This window comes from Streptomyces sp. NPDC002144 (assembly GCF_053593695.1).
The window spans coordinates 21300-38305 of record NZ_JBSFDB010000052.1; the positions used below are offsets into that span (position 1 = coordinate 21300).

General features: G+C 71.7%; 14 protein-coding genes. 8 read left to right on the plus strand and 6 right to left on the minus strand.

Annotation, left to right across the window (positions count from 1 at the left end):
- Positions 1-2: 2 nt before the first annotated feature.
- Positions 3-1742 (minus strand): acyl-CoA dehydrogenase, encoded by a 1740-nt coding sequence (locus ACWCQ1_RS43150; RefSeq protein ID WP_451029002.1) that lies wholly within the window; start codon positions 1740-1742, stop codon positions 3-5.
- 55 nt (positions 1743-1797) lie between these two features.
- A complete protein-coding gene (locus ACWCQ1_RS43155) occupies positions 1798-2022 on the minus strand; it encodes a hypothetical protein (RefSeq protein WP_208781000.1) in 225 nt (74 codons plus the stop codon).
- Positions 2023-2269: 247 nt separating this feature from the next.
- On the opposite strand from ACWCQ1_RS43155, the gene ACWCQ1_RS43160 reads away from it, so the two are divergent.
- The 5 genes from ACWCQ1_RS43160 (at position 2270) to ACWCQ1_RS43180 (ending at position 6899) form a co-directional block, all read left to right on the plus strand.
- On the plus strand, positions 2270-2887 hold the full coding sequence (locus tag ACWCQ1_RS43160; protein WP_451029003.1) for a hypothetical protein: 618 nt from the start codon (positions 2270-2272) through the stop codon (positions 2885-2887).
- A 117-nt stretch (positions 2888-3004) separates the two neighbouring features.
- Positions 3005-3382, plus strand: coding sequence for a hypothetical protein (locus tag ACWCQ1_RS43165; protein ID WP_451029004.1), 378 nt, complete (start codon positions 3005-3007; stop codon positions 3380-3382).
- 133 nt (positions 3383-3515) lie between these two features.
- Positions 3516-3734 (plus strand): acyl-CoA carboxylase subunit epsilon, encoded by a 219-nt coding sequence (locus tag ACWCQ1_RS43170; RefSeq protein ID WP_358606594.1) that lies wholly within the window; start codon positions 3516-3518, stop codon positions 3732-3734.
- A gap of 131 nt (positions 3735-3865) precedes the next feature.
- Positions 3866-5626, plus strand: coding sequence for a fatty acyl-AMP ligase (locus tag ACWCQ1_RS43175; protein ID WP_451029005.1), 1761 nt, complete (start codon positions 3866-3868; stop codon positions 5624-5626).
- A gap of 22 nt (positions 5627-5648) precedes the next feature.
- Positions 5649-6899, plus strand: a complete 1251-nt coding sequence (locus ACWCQ1_RS43180) for an acyltransferase domain-containing protein (RefSeq protein ID WP_451029006.1) — start codon at positions 5649-5651, stop codon at positions 6897-6899.
- A gap of 46 nt (positions 6900-6945) precedes the next feature.
- Here ACWCQ1_RS43180 and ACWCQ1_RS43185 read toward each other — a convergent pair whose 3' ends face one another.
- The 4 genes from ACWCQ1_RS43185 to ACWCQ1_RS43200 all read right to left on the minus strand — a co-directional run bounded on the left by ACWCQ1_RS43185 (position 6946) and on the right by ACWCQ1_RS43200 (position 11658).
- Positions 6946-7560 (minus strand): response regulator transcription factor, encoded by a 615-nt coding sequence (locus tag ACWCQ1_RS43185; RefSeq protein ID WP_133048866.1) that lies wholly within the window; start codon positions 7558-7560, stop codon positions 6946-6948.
- A gap of 97 nt (positions 7561-7657) precedes the next feature.
- Positions 7658-8863, minus strand: coding sequence for a sensor histidine kinase (locus ACWCQ1_RS43190; RefSeq protein WP_133048867.1), 1206 nt, complete (start codon positions 8861-8863; stop codon positions 7658-7660).
- 183 nt (positions 8864-9046) lie between these two features.
- Positions 9047-11335 (minus strand): TOMM precursor leader peptide-binding protein, encoded by a 2289-nt coding sequence (locus ACWCQ1_RS43195; protein ID WP_451029007.1) that lies wholly within the window; start codon positions 11333-11335, stop codon positions 9047-9049.
- 32 nt (positions 11336-11367) lie between these two features.
- Entirely contained in the window at positions 11368-11658 is a 291-nt protein-coding gene (locus ACWCQ1_RS43200; RefSeq protein ID WP_133048869.1) for a hypothetical protein, read from the minus strand.
- A gap of 317 nt (positions 11659-11975) precedes the next feature.
- Between ACWCQ1_RS43200 and ACWCQ1_RS43205 the strand changes: the two genes are divergently transcribed.
- The 3 genes from ACWCQ1_RS43205 (at position 11976) to ACWCQ1_RS43215 (ending at position 16984) form a co-directional block, all read left to right on the plus strand.
- Positions 11976-12770 carry an AfsR/SARP family transcriptional regulator gene (locus tag ACWCQ1_RS43205; RefSeq protein WP_133048870.1) on the plus strand — a complete coding sequence of 265 codons (795 nt, stop codon included), beginning with the start codon at positions 11976-11978 and terminating at the stop codon, positions 12768-12770.
- Between the two features lie 436 nt (positions 12771-13206).
- On the plus strand, positions 13207-14796 hold the full coding sequence (locus tag ACWCQ1_RS43210; RefSeq protein ID WP_358606580.1) for an acyl-CoA carboxylase subunit beta: 1590 nt from the start codon (positions 13207-13209) through the stop codon (positions 14794-14796).
- A gap of 211 nt (positions 14797-15007) precedes the next feature.
- A complete protein-coding gene (locus ACWCQ1_RS43215; RefSeq protein ID WP_451029008.1) occupies positions 15008-16984 on the plus strand; it encodes a hypothetical protein in 1977 nt (658 codons plus the stop codon).
- The last annotated feature ends 22 nt before the right edge of the window (positions 16985-17006 follow it).

Consider the following 17006-nt stretch of genomic DNA (forward strand, 5'->3'; position numbering starts at 1 on the left):
CCTCATCGGCCTATGGGGGTCGCGTACAGGTCGTAGCTGCGGGCGTCGTCGAAGCGGTCGAGGACTTCGGTCAGCAGGTGTTCGGTTCCGGACTCGGGGGTGTGTACGGCGGTGCGGTCCAGCCGGCCGACGATGCGGGCCAGCGCCATGGCGGCCCAGGCCGGTTCGGCGAGCAGTCCGCTGCCGTGCCGCCACACGCCGAGGCAGGCGGCGCCGGCGGCGATCAGGGCGTAGCGGTCGGCGAGCGCGTAGGCGCGGGGGCTGAGTGCGCGGCCGGCCGGGCGGGCGGCGAGGCGGGCGCAGTCCTCGCGCAGCAGCCGCAGTTCGGTGGCGAGGGCGTCGGCGGCCGTGCCCAGCGCCCCGGCGAACTCGCCGCTCGCGGCGCGTGCCAGCCGTACCGTCTCCGGCAGCGAGCCGAGCAGGGGGTCCCCGTCGGCGGCCAGGGTCAGCTGCTCGGGCCGCACGGGCGGCAGGTCGGGATCGTGCGGGTCGAACAGCCGGGCGCCGGGCCTCGCGTCGAGTGATTGCGCGGACTCCCCCAACTCGGGTACACGCAGCAGGTGTTCGACGATGGCCGACCGGCTGGCGGCGGTTCCGGCGCTGCCCAGCCCGATCATCGGCAGGTCCCGGGCGGCCTTCTGGAACAGTCCGTAGCTGCCGGTGGTGGCGTACGCCTCGGAGCCCAGGACGATGGACAGGTCGTAGACCATCTCGGTGAGGATGGTGGGCAGCAGGTACTTCACGACGGCGCTCAGGGTGCGGCTCTCGCGGGGCAGCAGATGCACGGCCCGGGTGGCGACGAGCGCCAGGCAGTCGCACACCAGCAGGTCGGTGAAGGCGTCCACGAGCGCGGAGCGGGTGCGGGCGCTGCTGAGGGAGGCGCGGCTGCGGGAGCGGTGTGCGCGGGCGAAGGCGACGGTGGTGCGCAGCGCGGTGTCGGCGCAGCCCAGCGCCATGGAGGTGCCGGTGGCGCGGGTGATGGGGAAGGCGCGTTCGGCGATGGGGCCGCCGCCGCCCTCGGGGCCGAGCAGCCGGTCCGCGTCCAGGCGGTGCCCGGTGAACTCCAGGCCCTGGACGACACAGCCGCGGATGCCGCTGGTACGGCGGCGGGGCAGCAGCGTGACACCGGGTCCGGCGGCTGCCGGGCCCGGGAGCAGGAACGCCGTCTGGGCGTCCTCGCCGGCCTCGGGTGTGTGTGCGAACACGACGAGGGAGTCGACGCGGACCGCGTTGTTGAGGGCCTCCTTGCGGCCGTCGAGCAGATAGCCGCCGCCGTCGCGGCGCGCGGTGAGCCGGTTGTGCAGGAAGTCGTTGCCGGGAACGGGTTCCGGGTAGGCGCAGGCCATCCGGCCGCCGGACAGCAGCAGTTCGGCGGTCTGCCGCCGCTGCTGTCCGGTGCCGTCCGCCCACACGGTGACCGCCGCCAGGTACGAGGTCATCCCGTAGCCGAGGCCGAGTGCCGCGTCCCGGCGGAAGACCGCCCGCAGCACCCGGGCGAGCACGTCCAGCCGGTCCAGCCGGCCGCCCAGCTCGCCCGGTACGAACTCGGCGTTGAGACCGAACTCGTCGAGGAGCCGCTCGGCGGCCGGCAGCAGCCGCTGCCGGCCGTCGGCGGCGAGGAAGTGGTCCGCGCCCAGCGGGTTGCCAGGGTCGTCGAGATCGCCGAGCTGGTGCTCGAGCCGCGCTATACGTTCCTGCACGGCCCGCTCGGCGGCTTCCGCCCTGTTCACCACCGTGGTCATGGCTGTCTCCGTCCTCGATCGGTTGCCGCTCGGCCCCATCCCTAACCGGCGTGACTCAAGAGGCCCTCAAGTCCTCCCGGGCAGGCTCCGGAGCGTCGTGGACGAGGGCCAGGCGGGGCACGGGTGTGCCGTCCTGGTCGAAGTCCACGCCGCCCAGCCACATGCCGCCGTAGGCGACCAGCGCGTACCAGACCGGTCGGAGCATGCGGTCGACCGCGGTGCGGGCGAGCGCGCGTCCGATGTCGCCGGGGATCCGGTCGACGTCGTCGGTGATGGTCATGGACGTCCTTCCTTCGGTTCGGTTGTCCGGGCTCAGCGATCCGAGCTCGGTTGTCCGGACGAGGACGGTCCCCGCGCGCGCTCGTCGGGTCCTCGAGGAACCCTCGTGCCGGCGGTGCCTGTTCGGCTTTCAAAGGTTGCTTGTTCGCCGTTCAAGGGAAATTCGAGCGATCCGTGGTCGACTGGTGGCGCGTGCCCGCGCGACGCGTGGGCGGACGCGGATGCGGGGAGAGAGGTGGGTCGGGCCGATGCCCCAGGGTCTGGTGAGCCGCCGGGTGAGCGCGGTACAGCGGTTCACCGCGGTCGACCGAGCCGAGGTGGTGGAGGCCGGTCTGCGTGCCCACGCCCGGCACCGCGAGGGGCTGAAGGGCTTCGACACGGGTCTCACGCTGCGGCTGCTGGACCGAGACGGTGACTATGCCCGTCTGGAACGGTGGCAGGACATGGACGCGCTGCTGCGCGCCACCCACGACGAGAGCTACCTGCCGCACCTCGCCTCCTTGACCGCGCTGGCCGACGTCCGGCACGAACTGGCGGTCAGCGTGGGCCAGATGCCCGCCGCGGTGCCGATCGCCGAGGCGGGGCGGCTGGTGCTGGTGGAGGCCGTGGTGGAGAGCGAACCGGCCCGTTTCGAAATGGACTTCGGAGCGCTGGTGGGCTCCTGCGTGACCGCCGAGGGCTACGGCGGCAGCGACCTCCTCCGCTCAGTGGTCGACCCACGCGTCTACACCGGGGTCCTGTGGTGGCGAGACCCGGAGTCCTGCGACCGCGTCCTGACCACACCCGCCTACCTGGACCGCCGCGCGAAATTGACGGTCACGGCCCGAATCACGGAACTGCACGCCGGGCCCCTGTCCGCGGGCTGACGCCGGACATCACCCCGCGCCGGTCTCCCGCCCACTGGACCTACTCGACCACGGCGCGGCTGGCAGCTGCGGGCGCGGCCACGTCGGCTGGTCGGCGGGCTCAGGTGGTGCGGCCGAGTGGGCTGGTTCCGCCACGTCGGCTGGCGCGGCCGACTGGGCTGGCTCACCCTGGTCACCTCGCCCGGCCGGCCCGGCCGGCCCGGCCGGATCGCCAGGCTCGGCCTGGCTCGGGCCTGGCTCGACCTGTTCGGCTGGATGGGCTGGCTCGGCCGACTTGGCTGGCGGCGGCGCCCCGACCGCTCCGCCATCCCCGCCGATCCCGGCGCCCCGCCCCATCAGACCGCCTCATCCGACTCGGCCGACATGCCACCCTCGCCGTCTCAACCGACTCGGCCCACCCCGCCGTCTCAACCAACTCCGCCCTACCCCGCCGCCTCAACCGACTCACCACTTGACCACCCCCGCCACCTCAACCGCCCTCGCCGGCGCACCTGACTCCGCCGCAGCCGCCGACAACAGGCGGGCTTCCCCCGACCCCCTCCTCGCCCGTCCCCCTCCCCACCCGTCGCCAACCCCTCCCCGCCGTTTCCCGAGCAGGTCTCGAGGGCCCGGCGACAAGCTCCGGAGCATGGAAGCTCCCTTCTCTCTCGTCGTCGTGCGTGGACGCCCCACCGCCGAGGAGCTCGCCGCGGTGACTGCCGTGCTGCTTGCCAGACTTCGCGCGGCCGCAGGTCAGGAGGGCGAACCGGACGGCGCGGACGGGGTGTTCGACGAGCCCGCGCGCAAGGCCGGCTGGGGCGGCGGGCGTCCGCGCCGCCGTCCGCCGGTCGGCTGGTCGCGCAGCTGAGCGTGCCCCGCGGACCAGTCCGGGTCGAGCGTCCCTCTATGAGCCGCACATTACGTTCGATTTCAGGATGGGTCCGGGTACCCGAATGACGGGTCGGGTGCCCGGACGGAAGATCTGCCAGGGGGACCCCTATGACCCACCACCGCACCTTCACGGACCTGATACTCGACAGAGCGGCATCGACGCCCGAGCGCGAGGCGCTGCTCCTGCTGCCCGAGAGCGAGGAGCGCGGCCGTCCGGCCCGGGTCTCCTACGGCACCCTGGACGCGGCCGCGCGGGAACTGGCGGGCTGGCTGCAGGCGCGGGGCGCGGCCGGCGAGCGGGTGCTGCTGATGCACACCTCGCGCCGCCAGTTCACCGTGTCGTTCCTGGCCTGTCTGTACGCCGGCGCGATCGCGGTCCCGGCCCCGCCGACCGGCGGCGGCCGCCACCACGCGGACCGGGTGGCGGGCATCGTCAAGGCCGTCGCACCCTGCGCGACCTTCACGGACGCGGCGCTGGCCCCCGACGTCTCCCGGCTGCTGGCCGCCTGCGGATACGGCTCGGTGCCGTGCCTGGCCGCCGACGCGGTACCTGTGCGCGCCTCCTGGCGGATGCCGGAGCTGTCCCCGGACACGGTCGCCTATCTGCAGTTCACCTCCGGCTCCACGGGCGCCCCGCGCGGCGTGGTGGTCACCCACGGCAACCTGCTGGCGAACCTCGAGGCGATCGAGGGGGCCGTGGGCGGCGAGCCCGGCGAGCGGGTCGGGGGCTGGCTGCCGTTCCATCACGACATGGGCCTGGTCGGCCAGTTGCTGTTCCCGCTGTCGCTGGGCGGCACCTCGGTCCTGCTGTCGCCGGCGGCGTTCCTCAAGCGCCCGGCGCGCTGGCTGGAGGCGATCGGCCGATACGGCGTCGCGGTCAGCGGCGCCCCGGACTTCGCCTACGAGCTGTGCACGCGCCGGGTGACCGACGAGCAGCTCGCCGGGCTGGACCTCGCCGGGTGGCGGGCCGCGGTCACGGGCGGAGAGCCGATCTCCGCCGCGACCGGCCGCGCCTTCACCGAGCGCTTCGCCCCGGCCGGGTTCCGTGCCGACGCGCTGCTGCCCTGCTACGGGCTGGCCGAGGCGACCCTGCTGGTCTCCGGCGGGCGCACCGGTGCGGGCCCGGTGACGCGGGCCGTGGACGGCGAGGCGCTGGAGCGGCATGCGCTGCGCGAGCCGCGCGAGGACCGGCCGACGCGGACGCTGGTGGCCTGCGGTCGCCCGCGCGGCGGCGAGGTGCGCATCGTCGACCCGGAGTCGCTGCGGGTGCTGGGGGACGGCGAGATCGGCGAGATCTGGGTCCGGGGCGGCGGGGTGGCGGGGGGCTACTGGCGCGACCGGACCGCGACCGCGGCGGTGTTCGAGGCGGTCACCGCGGACGGTGAGGGCGGCCATCTGCGCACCGGTGACCTGGGCGCGCTCTGCGACGGCCTGCTCCATGTGACGGGCCGGCTCAAGGACATGATCGTGGTGGCCGGCCGCAATCTGTACCCGCAGGACCTGGAGCACGCCGTGCAGCGGATCAGCGCCCTGTTCGGCACCGGCACCGCCTTCTCGGTGCCCGGCGAGCGCGAACGGGTGGTGATGGTGCAGGAGTTGCGCACCCAGCAGCGCTACGACCTCGATCTGGACGGTCTCGTCGGCGACGTGGAGCGGTGCCTGGCCGAGGAGTTCGAGGTCAGCGTGGACGGCGTGCTGCTGGTGCGGCCGGGCACGATCCGCCGTACGACCAGCGGGAAGGTGGAGCGGGCGGCCACCCGGCGGCTGTTCCTCAACGGCGGCATCAAGCCCCTGCATCAGCGGCTGGACGGGGAGTTGCTGCCGGTGGCCCGGCGGCCGCGCGCGGCACGCACGGCACGCAGTCGGTGAACGCATCCGAGAGGAGCAGAAGGTGAGTGGACCGGGGCGGGATCGGCCGGACGAGCAGGGCTATGTCGAGTGGCTCACGGAGCGGATCGGTGAGCGCGTCCGCCGGGAAGTGCGCGAGGACATGCCGCTGATCGAGTGCGGTCTGGACTCCGTGGCGCTGCTGGGCCTGTACGGCGACGCGGAGGACGCGTTCGGGCCGCTGCCGGACCACCCCGTGGAGGTGTGGCCGTACACCACGATCCGCAATCTCGCCCGGCGGCTGGCCGGACGGGACCGCGCGGCCCGTTCCGGGGGCCGCATCCGCACCGCGTTCGTGTTCACCGGGCAGGGCTGCCAGCATCCGGGGATGGCGGCGGGGCTGTACGCGCACTGCACGGCCTACCGCCACCACCTCACCGAGGCCGACGAGGCACTGGAGCCCCATCTCGGGCGCTCGATGGTGGAGTTGGTGCTCGGGCGGGACCCTTTGATCGACCAGACCGCGCTCGCCCAGCCCGCCCTGTTCGCCGTCGGGTACGCGCTGGCGGCGACCCTGCTGGAGGAGGGCGTGCGGCCGGTGGCCGTACTGGGGCACGGGGTCGGGGAGTTCGCGGCGGCCACGGTCAGCGGTGCGCTGCCGCTGGCGACGGCGGCCGAACTGGTCGCCTCCCGGGGCTCGTTCATGCAGCACCTGCCGGCCGGCGGCGGCATGATGGCGACCTGCGCCGACCCGTTCGAGGCGGCGGAGGCGGCCACGCAGGAACCCGGGGTGTCCATCGGCGCCATCAACGCGGCGCGCGCCACGGTGCTTTCGGGCGACATCGCGGGCCTGGAGCGGGCCCGCCGACGCCTCGCGGACATCGGCATCGCCAGCACCTTCCTGAAGGTGACCCACGCCTTCCACTCACCGCTGATGGCCCCGGTGACCCCCCGCCTGGAGGCCCTGGCCCGCCGCATGCCGACGTCGGCGCCCGCGCTGCCGTACTACTCCACGGTCTACGGCCGTGACTACGACGGCCCTCTGGACGCCCCGTACTGGGGCACCCAGATCACCGCCCCGGTCCGCTTCGCCGACGCGGCCCGCGCCCTGCTGACCGAACAACGCCCCACCCACGTGGTGGAGATCGGCCCCAAACCGATCCTCACCCCGTTCCTGCGCCGCATGGGCGGCCCGAACGGCCCCCGCTGTCTGCCCGCGTGCCGGGGGCCGCAGAGCAACGCGGTCGATTTGGCAGGAATCCTGTCGGCGCTGAATGCGGGCCCTTTGGCGGACGACGTAGAAGAAGGTTTCTGATTCAACCGAATTCTACGGACCCCGGCACTCCAGAGAACCCAGCCCTCTACGGAACCCAGCCGGCTTCCTCGGCAATGCGAATCGCGTCCACCCGATTCCGCGCGTGCAATTTGTCCACGATCGCCGTCAGGTAATTCCGCACGGTCCCCGGGGTCAAATACAGCTCCACCGCGATCTCGGCCGCGTCCGCTCCCCGCGCGGCCAGGCGCAGCACCTGCGTCTCCCGGGGCGACAACGGGTTCTCCGGCGCCTCCCACGCACTGAGCGCCAGTTCGGGATCGACGACCCGCCCGCCCTGCGCGACGGTCCGCACCGCCTGCGCCAGACGGTCCGGCGGCGAGTCCTTCAGCAGGAAGCCCGAGACCTGCGCGGCCATCGCCCGCCGCAGGGTCCCCGGCCGCCCCAGGCTCGTGAGGATCAGACTGCGACACTCCGGCAGCTTCGCCCGCAGCTCGGCCGCCGCGGTGAGCCCGTCCGTGCCGGGGAGGTCGATGTCGATGACGGCCACGTCGGGCCGCACCTCCAGCGCCGTCTTGACGATGAGATCGCCCCGGTCGATGGAGGCGACCACCTCCAGGTCCCGCTCCAGTTCCAGCAGCGCCACCAGCGCGCCGCGGATCATATGGACGTCCTCGGCCAGCAGGATTCTCACCGACAGCATTCGTTCTTCCCCCTGTTCCCCCGTGAGCGTGCCCGTGCCGTGCCTGGCCCGCGCCGTGCCCGTGCTCGTACCGCTCGCCGTGCCCTTCTCCCGCGTGTCACGCGACGGACGCGCTCGGCTTCCCGCCGCTGTCGGGGGCGTCGACGGTGACCGGCCGGACGGGCGCCTCGGCGACGAGCCGGAACCGCCCGTCCCGCGTGGTCTCCGCCGTCAGCGTGCCGCCGATCTGGGTGAGCCTGGTGCACAGGTTGCCCAGACCGCTGCCGCTTCCGCCACCCCCGTCCCGGGGCGTCTCCTGCGGCACCACACCGTCGTTGACCAGCGTCAGCCGTACCGTCTCCCCCTCCACGGCAGCCGTGATGGCACATGACTGGACCTTGCTGTGCCTGAGGATATTCGTGACACCCTCCCGAAGGGCAGTGGCCAGCACGGTGTCCACGAGCGGGTGCAGCCGGCCGCAGTCGACGTCGGCCTCGACCCGGACGTCGGCCGCGGCCATCACCTCGGCCACCGAGGCCGCCTCGGCCTCCAGCGACATGTCCCGGTAACCGCTGGCCACCAGCCGTACGTCGGCGAGCGCCTGGCGGGAGACGCCGAGGACGGAGGCCACCTCCTCGCGCGCCCGCTCGGGGTTGACGGGGACGAGGCGGTGGATCAGCTCGCTCTTCAGCGTGATCGTGGAGAGGCTGTAGCCCAGCAGGTCGTGCAGGTCGCGGGCGAACCGCAGCCGCTCCTGCGTCACCGCCATGCGGGCCATCTCCGCGCGGGTGTCGTGGACTTCGCGGACCAGGTCGGTCAGCCGGGTGAGTCCGTAGATGACGAGGCCGGTCAGCGCGGTGGAGATGGCGAAGTAGCCGACTTCCAGGGCGGGGACGTGCGCGGAGAGGGACCAGCCGAGGATGGTGAGGGTGACCGTGCCGTAGAGCGGCCAGGCGAACCGTGCGGGAAGCAGCAGCAGAATCGATCCGCCGAGTGGTCCGGCCATGCTGCCCCAGGCGACCCCGATCCACACCATGGGGACGAAGGTCAGCAGTGCCTGGACGACGAGCGCGGTCCCGCGGCGGCGGGCCGACCACTGGCGGGCGCCGGCCGAGGTCACCATGAACTGCAGGGCGTAGAGGCTCAGTACCAGGCCCAGACAGATGGCCAGCCCCACGTAGTTGGAGACCGCGTCCAGGACGTTCAGCATGGTGATGACGCCGAAGCCCGAGATGACCGTGATGCTGATCCCCTGTGCCAGTCGCGGCGCCGGGACCTCGAACCGGCCCGACTGCCGTCTCGCCCCTGAGACAGGGCTCCGCATCACAAACTCCCCCTATCCGGATCCTCACCGAACGGCATACGGAGGGAAAGCATCCGGTTGCCCGAAAGGGATCCCGGATGCTGCCCGTCCGCACCGAATCCGCGTGTGGGATTCGGGAAGATCTGTGACTGAACTATAGGCCGTAACGGCACGGCAAGAGGGATATGTGATACGTGCAGCTAGTCATACGGGGAGTGGGACGGGGTTCAGTTCCTCGAACAAGACGGGATGTGCCCGGTGGCCGAGACGCACCGGCACTTCATAGAGGCGGCCGGGCCCGAATCTGGCGTAGAACGGGCGTAGTCCGGGCACCACAACCTTCACGACCGGAATCCCCACGTCCGGCCGTGTCTGGTCGAGCACCATCAGATCCAGACCGTGCCGGGAGGCCAGCGCGCAGATCTCCCCCACGTCGTCGAGCAGATCCCCGTGCCGGGGGAAACCCGCCCAGTCACCGGGCCGCCTGCCCGACTGGCCCGGATCCGGATCGAGTTGCGGCTGGGCGAGCAGCGTCCCCCCGGGCATCGGCTGTGGCCACGGCAGGAGTTGGGCCGCCTCGGTCAGGGCCCGGCGCAGCGCGAGCCGTGGATCGAGGTGCGCGCCGAAGCCGCAGACGAAATCGGGGTCCTTGTCAGGCGCGGGTCTGGACACGACGGCCACGACCGGTACGCCGAGGTCGGTGGTGAGGTCGAGTGCCGCCACCGTACGGCCCGCCCGGCCGAAGGCGTGCCGCAGTCCGGCCAGCCACGGCTCGTCGAAGGCGTCCAGGTCGAGGGCCGGCACCCGCAGCCGGTTGTACCACCACACGGCCACCGCGTCCCGCTCCACCAGCTCCAGGAACCCCTGCAGCACGGCGTCCTCCAGGCTGCAACCGGCCGCGTTGCCGTTGGAGTCGGCCCACAGCCCGTCGGCGGCGCCGCACGGCGAGGCGTCGAAGTACAGCGTGGAGGTGGGCAGCAGCCGATGCGTCCGCCCGGTGAGCGACCACACGGGCGTCCACTCGGTGGCCTCTCCGGTGTCGAAGGGCCGGCCCACCCGGTGGAAGGGCCCGTGCGTGGCGTTCCAGCGCTCCCGGTCGCCGTACTGCCGCTCGTGGAAGAGCCGGTAGGTGTCCGGATGGACGGCCCGCTCCCCCAGCCCGGCGAACGTGTCACGGACCGTCAGTTCATCACCCTGCCGGGAGGCGCTGAAGCGCTCCACCGCCTCGCACAGCGCACTGGCCCGCGCCTCGGCCGCGGTCACGCCCTTGCCCCCGCTACGGGCTCGCAGCACCCTGAGCAGTTCGGCGGCCGAGTGACCGCCCAGGGCGAGGTTGTGCCCGGAGTCGTAGGCGTGCAGCCCCTCGGGGAGTCCGGGCAGCGGACGGATGTCGGTCACCACGCCGGTGAGCTGGCCGACGAGGTGACGGTGCCGCTCCAGCATCTGCTCGGCGGACAGGGCACGGTCGTTGCTGCCGCTCCCTGCCGCCTTGGGTCTGGAGACCAGGACCACCGGCCGCCGCGTCCGCTCGGCCACCAGCCCCGGGTCACCGCAGTCCGGGCACTGCGGACGCCGGGTCACCGGATGGTGGGTGCTGCGCAGGGTGAGGCTGTCCAGAGTGCACACCGCCCGCTGCTCCGGACACCGCACTCCCGCAAGCCACTTGGACGCCTCCAGGGCGGCACTGTGCAGTCCCAGGGCGCGTACGGCGGCCAGCGACGGCGCGGGCCGGGCCACGGCGGCGTTGGCCCCGAGGACCCGGCGCACCTCCCACTCGGCCCGCCGGTGGGCGCGCAGCCGGTGTGCCAGACAGCCCCAGCACGGAGCGTCCTCGGCGGGCGCGAACACCGGCCCCGTCCAGGGCTCGGCCCCGAACGGCTTGGCCAGCAGCCAGGGCCGCCCCCGGCCGCGCAGACGCGCGGCCAGGGGACGGAGGCTGGGGTGCAGGTAGTCGTCGCAGAGGACGAGTGTGAGGGGGGCGTCTGTGTAGGCGTCGGAGTTTGAGTCGGAATTGAAGTTGGCGTTGGGGTTGAAGTCGGAGTTGGCATGGGCGTGGATGTCGGCCGGGACCGTGCTGATCCCGGCCGCCCGAAAGGCGGCGTGCGCCTCCGCCCCGTCCACGTCACCGACGGTGACGAGCGCCACCGGTGTGCCCCTGACCCGCTCTTGGGCCGCGGCGCCCTCGAGACCGGCACGGTCCCAGTAGGCCTCCGCGGACCGACCCTCGGCGCCGGCCTCCTCCGCGCGCCGGCCGTCGGGCCGGTATCCGATCAGGTTGGCCTCGGCAAGGCGCCGTACCAGCCGCCCGGCCTCGTCCACGGGCATCGCCGCCGCGGCCTCCCGCAGCAGCTGGGGCAGGGTGCGACTGCCGTCCAGCAGGGCGGCCAGGGTCTCGACTCCCGCTCCCCGCACCGCCGTCACGTCCTTGTCGGACCACAGGAAAACGGCCTCCCCCGGTACCGTCTCGGCCCGCACATGGCGCTTGAACGCCACGAAGGGCTCCGGAGCGGGGGTGTCGCTCCCGCTCACTCAGCCTCGCCGACGGCGAGCGGGGACGGTCCGGTGGGAGACCAGCAGACGCACCAGCTCGCCGAGGAGACGGTCACCCCGGCCCCGCTGAGGCTCTCGACGGAACGGCTCCCGCCGGTCACGTACCGCGCCTCCCCCTCCGACAGACCGAACTCACGCAGAACGGCGGCCGGATCGGCCTCGAAGCGGCCGGCGAGCTGGGGTTCGAGACCGGTACGGGCGGCGAGCTCGGCGAACCGGAGGACTTCTTCGTTCGAAAGCTCTTCACGAGCTGCTACGACGTTCATGTGTTACCCCCTGTGATGAACGAGCGATTGAGTGGAACGAGTGCTGCAGGGACGCGAGTTGGGATCGAACGTTTTGAACCGGTGCGAACATTTTGAGCCGGTTCGAACGTCCGTCGGCGTCTGCTTCGAGAGTCTGGGGTGGGGCGGCCCCCGGCGGGCAGTGCCACGTTCACAGGGCACCCATGACATTTTCATGATTGAGCGCATGCGTGACTCACTGGGGCGCGCGAGGGTGCGGATGCCAGTCTCGTGACCTGACTCCGTAAGGGTCGCCACGGGGATCGCCAGGCGGCCGCACCCAAGGGGGAGAGACACACATGGAGATCAAGGTCCTGGGGTCGCTCGCCGCGCACGAGCGCGGGATCCCGGTGGTGCCCACCGCCGCGAAGCCCCGTCAACTGCTGGCGCTGCTCGCCCTGCACGCCGACCGCGTGGTGGGCGTCCCGACGCTGATGGAGGAGATCTGGGGCGAGAACGTCCCCCGGAGCGCCTCCACCACTCTGCAGACGTACATCCTGCAACTGCGGCGCAAGATCGCCGCCGCGCTCGCCGACGACCCGCTGCTCGACGCCAAGGACGTCCTGGTCACCCGGCTCGGCGGCTACCTCCTGCGGGTGCAGCCCGGCCAGGTGGACGCCCACGAGTTCGAGCGCTGCTCGGAGGACGGCCGTACGGCCTTCGAACTCGGCGACTACCGCACGGCCTCCGACCTGCTGCGCCGCGCGCTCGCCCTGTGGCAGGGCCCGGCCCTGGTCGACGTACCGGCCGGCTCGGTCCTGGAGCTGGAGGTCCTGCGCCTCAACGAGGAGCACACGACCGCCCTGGAACGCCGCATCGAGGCGGACCTCAGGCTCGGCCGGCACGCCGAGGTGGTCCCCGAACTGCGCGTCCTGGCCGCCCGCCACCCCCTCCACGAGGGCTTCTGCGCCCAGCTGATGCGCGCCCTGCACCGCGCGGGCGGCAGCTGGCGAGCCCTGGAGGCCTACCAGCGCCTGCGCGGCTCCCTGGTCCACGAGTTGGGCCTGGAACCGTCAGCAGCCCTCCAGGACCTCCACCAGGCAGTCCTCTCCGGCGACCCGGACCACGCCCTGCATCCGGCGACGGCGGACTGAGGGCAGGTGCCACTACCCCGGGGGACTTGGGACTGGCCTGGGCGCGGGCGTGCCGACGACCCGAACTCGGTGGTGGGTGTCGGCACGTTCTGCTTTCTGAGCATCGGCAAACCGACTCAGAGGTGGCCCACCCTATCCGAGAGATCTGCGGAGAGCCCGCCGCCCGGACGCCGACGAAGGCCGGCCGATCGGCCTCGTGCGGGATCGGCGGGTCGCAGGCGGGCGAGCAGCGACCACGCACAGGACAGACCGCGGACGGAATGCGGACGGAATGCGCCGACAGCCGACGGGTCACCACCAGCGACCGGCCGCCCGACCACATGAGGGCCACCACGGACTCGGGGCCACCGGGGGCCTCCCATCGGGCCCGGGTCTCTCAAGCGGCGCTCCAGGGGACGTACCGTACCCTTCAAGGCCGCCGCCCTACGTTGCGGCAATGACGACCTTCGACGAACTGCTCACCCTCGCCCCGGCCCCCGATCTACGGCGCTCCACCGACGAGTTGAAACGGCTGAAGGAGGAGCTGAGCCGCGGCCCCGACCCCGAGGCCACCCGGCGTCAGCACGGCAAGGGCAAGCTCACCGCGCCCGAGCGGCTCCAACTCCTCTTCGACGAGGGCACGTTCACCGAGATCGAGCCCCTGCGCCGGCACCGTGCCACCGGCTTCGGCCTGGAGGAACGCAAACCGCACGGCGACGGCGTGGTGATCGGCTGGGGCCTGGTCCACGGCCGCACGGTCTTCGCGTACGCCCACGACTTCCGCGTCTTCGGCGGCGCCCTGGGCGAGGCGCACGCCCAGAAGATCCACAAGGTGATGGATCTGGCGGAGGCGGCGGGCGCCCCGGTCGTAGGCCTCAGCGACGGCGCCGGCGCCCGCATCCAGGAGGGCGTCACGGCACTCGCCGGTTACGGCGGCATCTTCCGCCGCAACACACGCGCCTCGGGCGTCATCCCGCAGATCAGCGTCATCCTGGGCCCCTGCGCGGGCGGCGCGGCCTACTCCCCCGCCCTCACCGACTTCGTCTTCATGGTGCGCGGCACGTCCCAGATGTTCATCACCGGTCCCGACGTGGTCCAGGCAGTGACCGGCGAGAAGATCACGCACGACGGCCTGGGCGGCGCGGACGTCCACTCCTCCCTCTCCGGCGTCTCTGGCTTCGCCTACGACGACGAGGCCGAATGCCTGGCGGACGTACGCCACTTGCTCAGCTTCCTCCCCCAGAACAACCGTGAACTCCCCCCGGTCTCCCGCACGGGCGACCCCGCGGACCGCCGCACGGAAGCCCTGACGTCCCTGGTACCGGCGGACCCCCAACGGGCGTACGACATGCGGACGGTGATCGAGGAGATCGTCGACGACGGCGACTACTTCGAGGTACACGAGGGCTGGGCCCAGAATGTGGTCTGCGCCCTGGCCCGCCTGGACGGCCACGTCGTAGGCCTGGTAGCCAACCAGCCCACCGCCCTCGCCGGCGTCCTGGACATCAACAGCTCCGAAAAGGCGGCCCGCTTCGTCCAGTTCTGCGACGCCTTCAACATCCCGCTGGTCACCCTGGTCGACGTCCCGGGCTTCCTCCCCGGCGTGGACCAAGAACACAACGGCATCATCCGCCACGGCGCGAAACTCCTCTACGCCTACTGCAACGCCACGGTCCCCCGCATCTCCCTGGTGGTCCGTAAGGCGTACGGCGGCGCCTACATCGTCATGGACTCCCGCTCCATCGGCGCCGACCTCTCCTACGCCTGGCCGACGAACGAGATCGCGGTGATGGGAGCGGAGGGCGCGGCGAACGTCGTCTTCCGCCGCGAGATCGCCGCCTCGGACGACCCGGACGCCACCCGCTCCCGCCTCATCAAGGAGTACAAGTCCGAGCTGATGCACCCCTATTACGCCGCGGAACGGGGCCTGGTGGACGACGTGATAGACCCGGGCGAAACGCGAACGGTCCTGATCCGCTCACTGGAGATGCTGCGCGCGAAGCACGTGAGCCTGCCGGAACGAAAGCACGGCAATCCGCCAATGTGAGGGGCCGGTTGCCGGTCGGGGGCCACAACCCTGCGTCGGGCCGCCAGTTCGGTCGCGGCCCCCGCCGGCGCTCCAGACAGCCTGCCGTTCGGGCTTCCGCGATGGCTCATCTCTTTCCCTCGCGATTCAAACCGTGATTTTGACCATGGTTCTCGCTCCGGTGACCTGGTGGGGTCATATCGCACTGTTGTTCCCATAGAGAGGTCACAGGTTGATACCCCCCACCACCAGGAGACGTCGCTTAGCCCTCGGCGCGATCCTCGCGATCGTCATCGGCTCGGGCGTCACCGGCACCAGCTACGCGGCGGATCCCGACAGTCCACCTCACGTACACAGTCCAGGCGCGCGGGCAGTCGCGGCGGCCGAGCCGGACACGCCCAACGGCCCCGAGGTCGGCCCGCCGTTCACGAAGACGAACAACGTCTGGCAGACGGACACCACCACGCCGACGTTGCGCAACACGGTCACCGCCCCCAGCGGACACAAGACCACCGCGACCTTCGAGGTCCACACCACTGATTCCAGCGGCAAGCCCACCGCCACCGTCGTCAAACTGACCGACGACAACCAGTGGGGCGTTCTGGTCTCCGGCGAAGTGACCGCCGGCAAACCGGCCTCTGTGACGGTTCCGGCGGGGAAACTCAAGGACGGCGTCACCTACGCGGTCCGCTCCTCCGGCTACGACGCCACCAGCAAGGTGTACGAGAGCGACTGGTCCCCGTACTCCACCTTCAAGATCAGCGTTCCTCCGGCCGAGAAGCCGTACGTCACCTTCCCGGCACCGCAGACCACCTCCGCCATCGACTCGCTCGCGCAGACGCCGATCGAGTTCACTCGCACCGATCCCGGTCCGGTCACGGGGCTGCGCGGCAAGGACTCGGGCCGTAAGTGCTCTGCTCCAGACGTCCAGGGACGCAAGGTCTGTATCGAGATCAGCCGTGAGGCACCGACTCCCCAGGACGCCGCGGTCGCCAAGAGGGCGACCAGGCAGGCTCTCCGGGGCGCGGATCTCGTCACGTGGTGCGCCGCTAAAGCGGACGGCAAGGACTACATGAACCGGACCGAGGCGTGCCTGAAGAACGTCGGCTATGCGACTCTGATCTTCGTCGACGCCGATGACCTGCCGAGGTTCGGCACGGCCACGTTCGCGCTGTCCCAACAGATCAAGCTGTACAACAAGAAGTCGGACACCGGCACGGACCGGGCGGAGTTCGACCAACAGCTCACCGTGGTCCCGACCCAGATCGACGCCGCCACCGAGGGCGTTCACCTCACCTGGCAGCCGGGCGACAACTGCACGGACTGCACCGGCTCCCAGGTCAAGTGGGCGAGCAGCGACGGCCTCAACACCACGCCGCACTGGACAGTCGGCCAGGTCGGGGCCCAGTACGCCATGACCGCGAAAACGCAGACGATCTGGAACGGCACCGGCAAGGAGCAGTTCGACCTCGGCTGGAGCCTGCTCGGGTCCGTCGACGCCGGGGACGCCCACGCCCAGACCAGCCTCGGCACGAGCGGCGACGTACGGATCCGGGAACTGGCGCCGCGCTGCGACGACATCGCCGGAGGCAACATCAAGACCGGTTGCGTCTTCCCGTACTTCAAGCCCACCTGGACGGTCGACACCAACCTGTACCCGGCGGCCGGCGCCTACTACTGGCTGATCCAGGAGAAGCTCCCCTCCCACCCCGGCAGCCGGAAGTGGGACTCCCTCGTCACCTACCTCGGCCCCGGCAACAACGCCGACCCGAACGGAGGCGACTGGACCAACACCAAGAGCCGCGGCAAGGTCTGCCCAAGCAGCTGGACCCCGAACCCGGCCACCCCCAGCGGGTCGTGCGACGAATACGCGCCCGCCAGTACCCGCGAGAGCGGCGGCATGCCGGGCGGCCTGAACCAGGTCAACTCGGGGAACGACTGCGCCCAGCTCTACACGAAGCCCATGACCGGCGGAACATGGGGGCTGCTCGCCGAGAACCGCAACGGTTACACCGGACCGAAGTGGAACGAGAAGTGCGGCCGCGCCTCCGTCCCGCAGGACCAGAACGAGGGCGCGTTCCGCGACCTCGGCATCCAGTTCGTCCCGCAGATGCGGTTGCTCGACAAGGACGGGTTCTTCATCAGCGATCCGGGATTCGAGCACTGCAAGAACGCCGACACGGTGTGCGCGTGGAAGAAGATCGGCTGAACTGACGGCTGACTGATCGATC

What these genes read in the sequence shown, in the direction of transcription:
- ACWCQ1_RS43160 (WP_451029003.1), top strand. Translation starts at nt 2,270, where the DNA reads ATGCCCCAGGGTCTGGTGAGCCGCCGGGTGAGCGCGGTACAGCGGTTC.
- ACWCQ1_RS43175 (WP_451029005.1), top strand. Translation starts at nt 3,866, where the DNA reads ATGACCCACCACCGCACCTTCACGGACCTGATACTCGACAGAGCGGCA.
- ACWCQ1_RS43150 (WP_451029002.1), bottom strand. Translation starts at nt 1,742, where the DNA reads ATGACCACGGTGGTGAACAGGGCGGAAGCCGCCGAGCGGGCCGTGCAG.
- ACWCQ1_RS43200 (WP_133048869.1), bottom strand. Translation starts at nt 11,658, where the DNA reads ATGAACGTCGTAGCAGCTCGTGAAGAGCTTTCGAACGAAGAAGTCCTC.
- ACWCQ1_RS43210 (WP_358606580.1), top strand. Translation starts at nt 13,207, where the DNA reads ATGACGACCTTCGACGAACTGCTCACCCTCGCCCCGGCCCCCGATCTA.
- ACWCQ1_RS43155 (WP_208781000.1), bottom strand. Translation starts at nt 2,022, where the DNA reads ATGACCATCACCGACGACGTCGACCGGATCCCCGGCGACATCGGACGC.
- ACWCQ1_RS43205 (WP_133048870.1), top strand. Translation starts at nt 11,976, where the DNA reads ATGGAGATCAAGGTCCTGGGGTCGCTCGCCGCGCACGAGCGCGGGATC.
- ACWCQ1_RS43170 (WP_358606594.1), top strand. Translation starts at nt 3,516, where the DNA reads ATGGAAGCTCCCTTCTCTCTCGTCGTCGTGCGTGGACGCCCCACCGCC.
- ACWCQ1_RS43190 (WP_133048867.1), bottom strand. Translation starts at nt 8,863, where the DNA reads ATGCGGAGCCCTGTCTCAGGGGCGAGACGGCAGTCGGGCCGGTTCGAG.
- ACWCQ1_RS43185 (WP_133048866.1), bottom strand. Translation starts at nt 7,560, where the DNA reads ATGCTGTCGGTGAGAATCCTGCTGGCCGAGGACGTCCATATGATCCGC.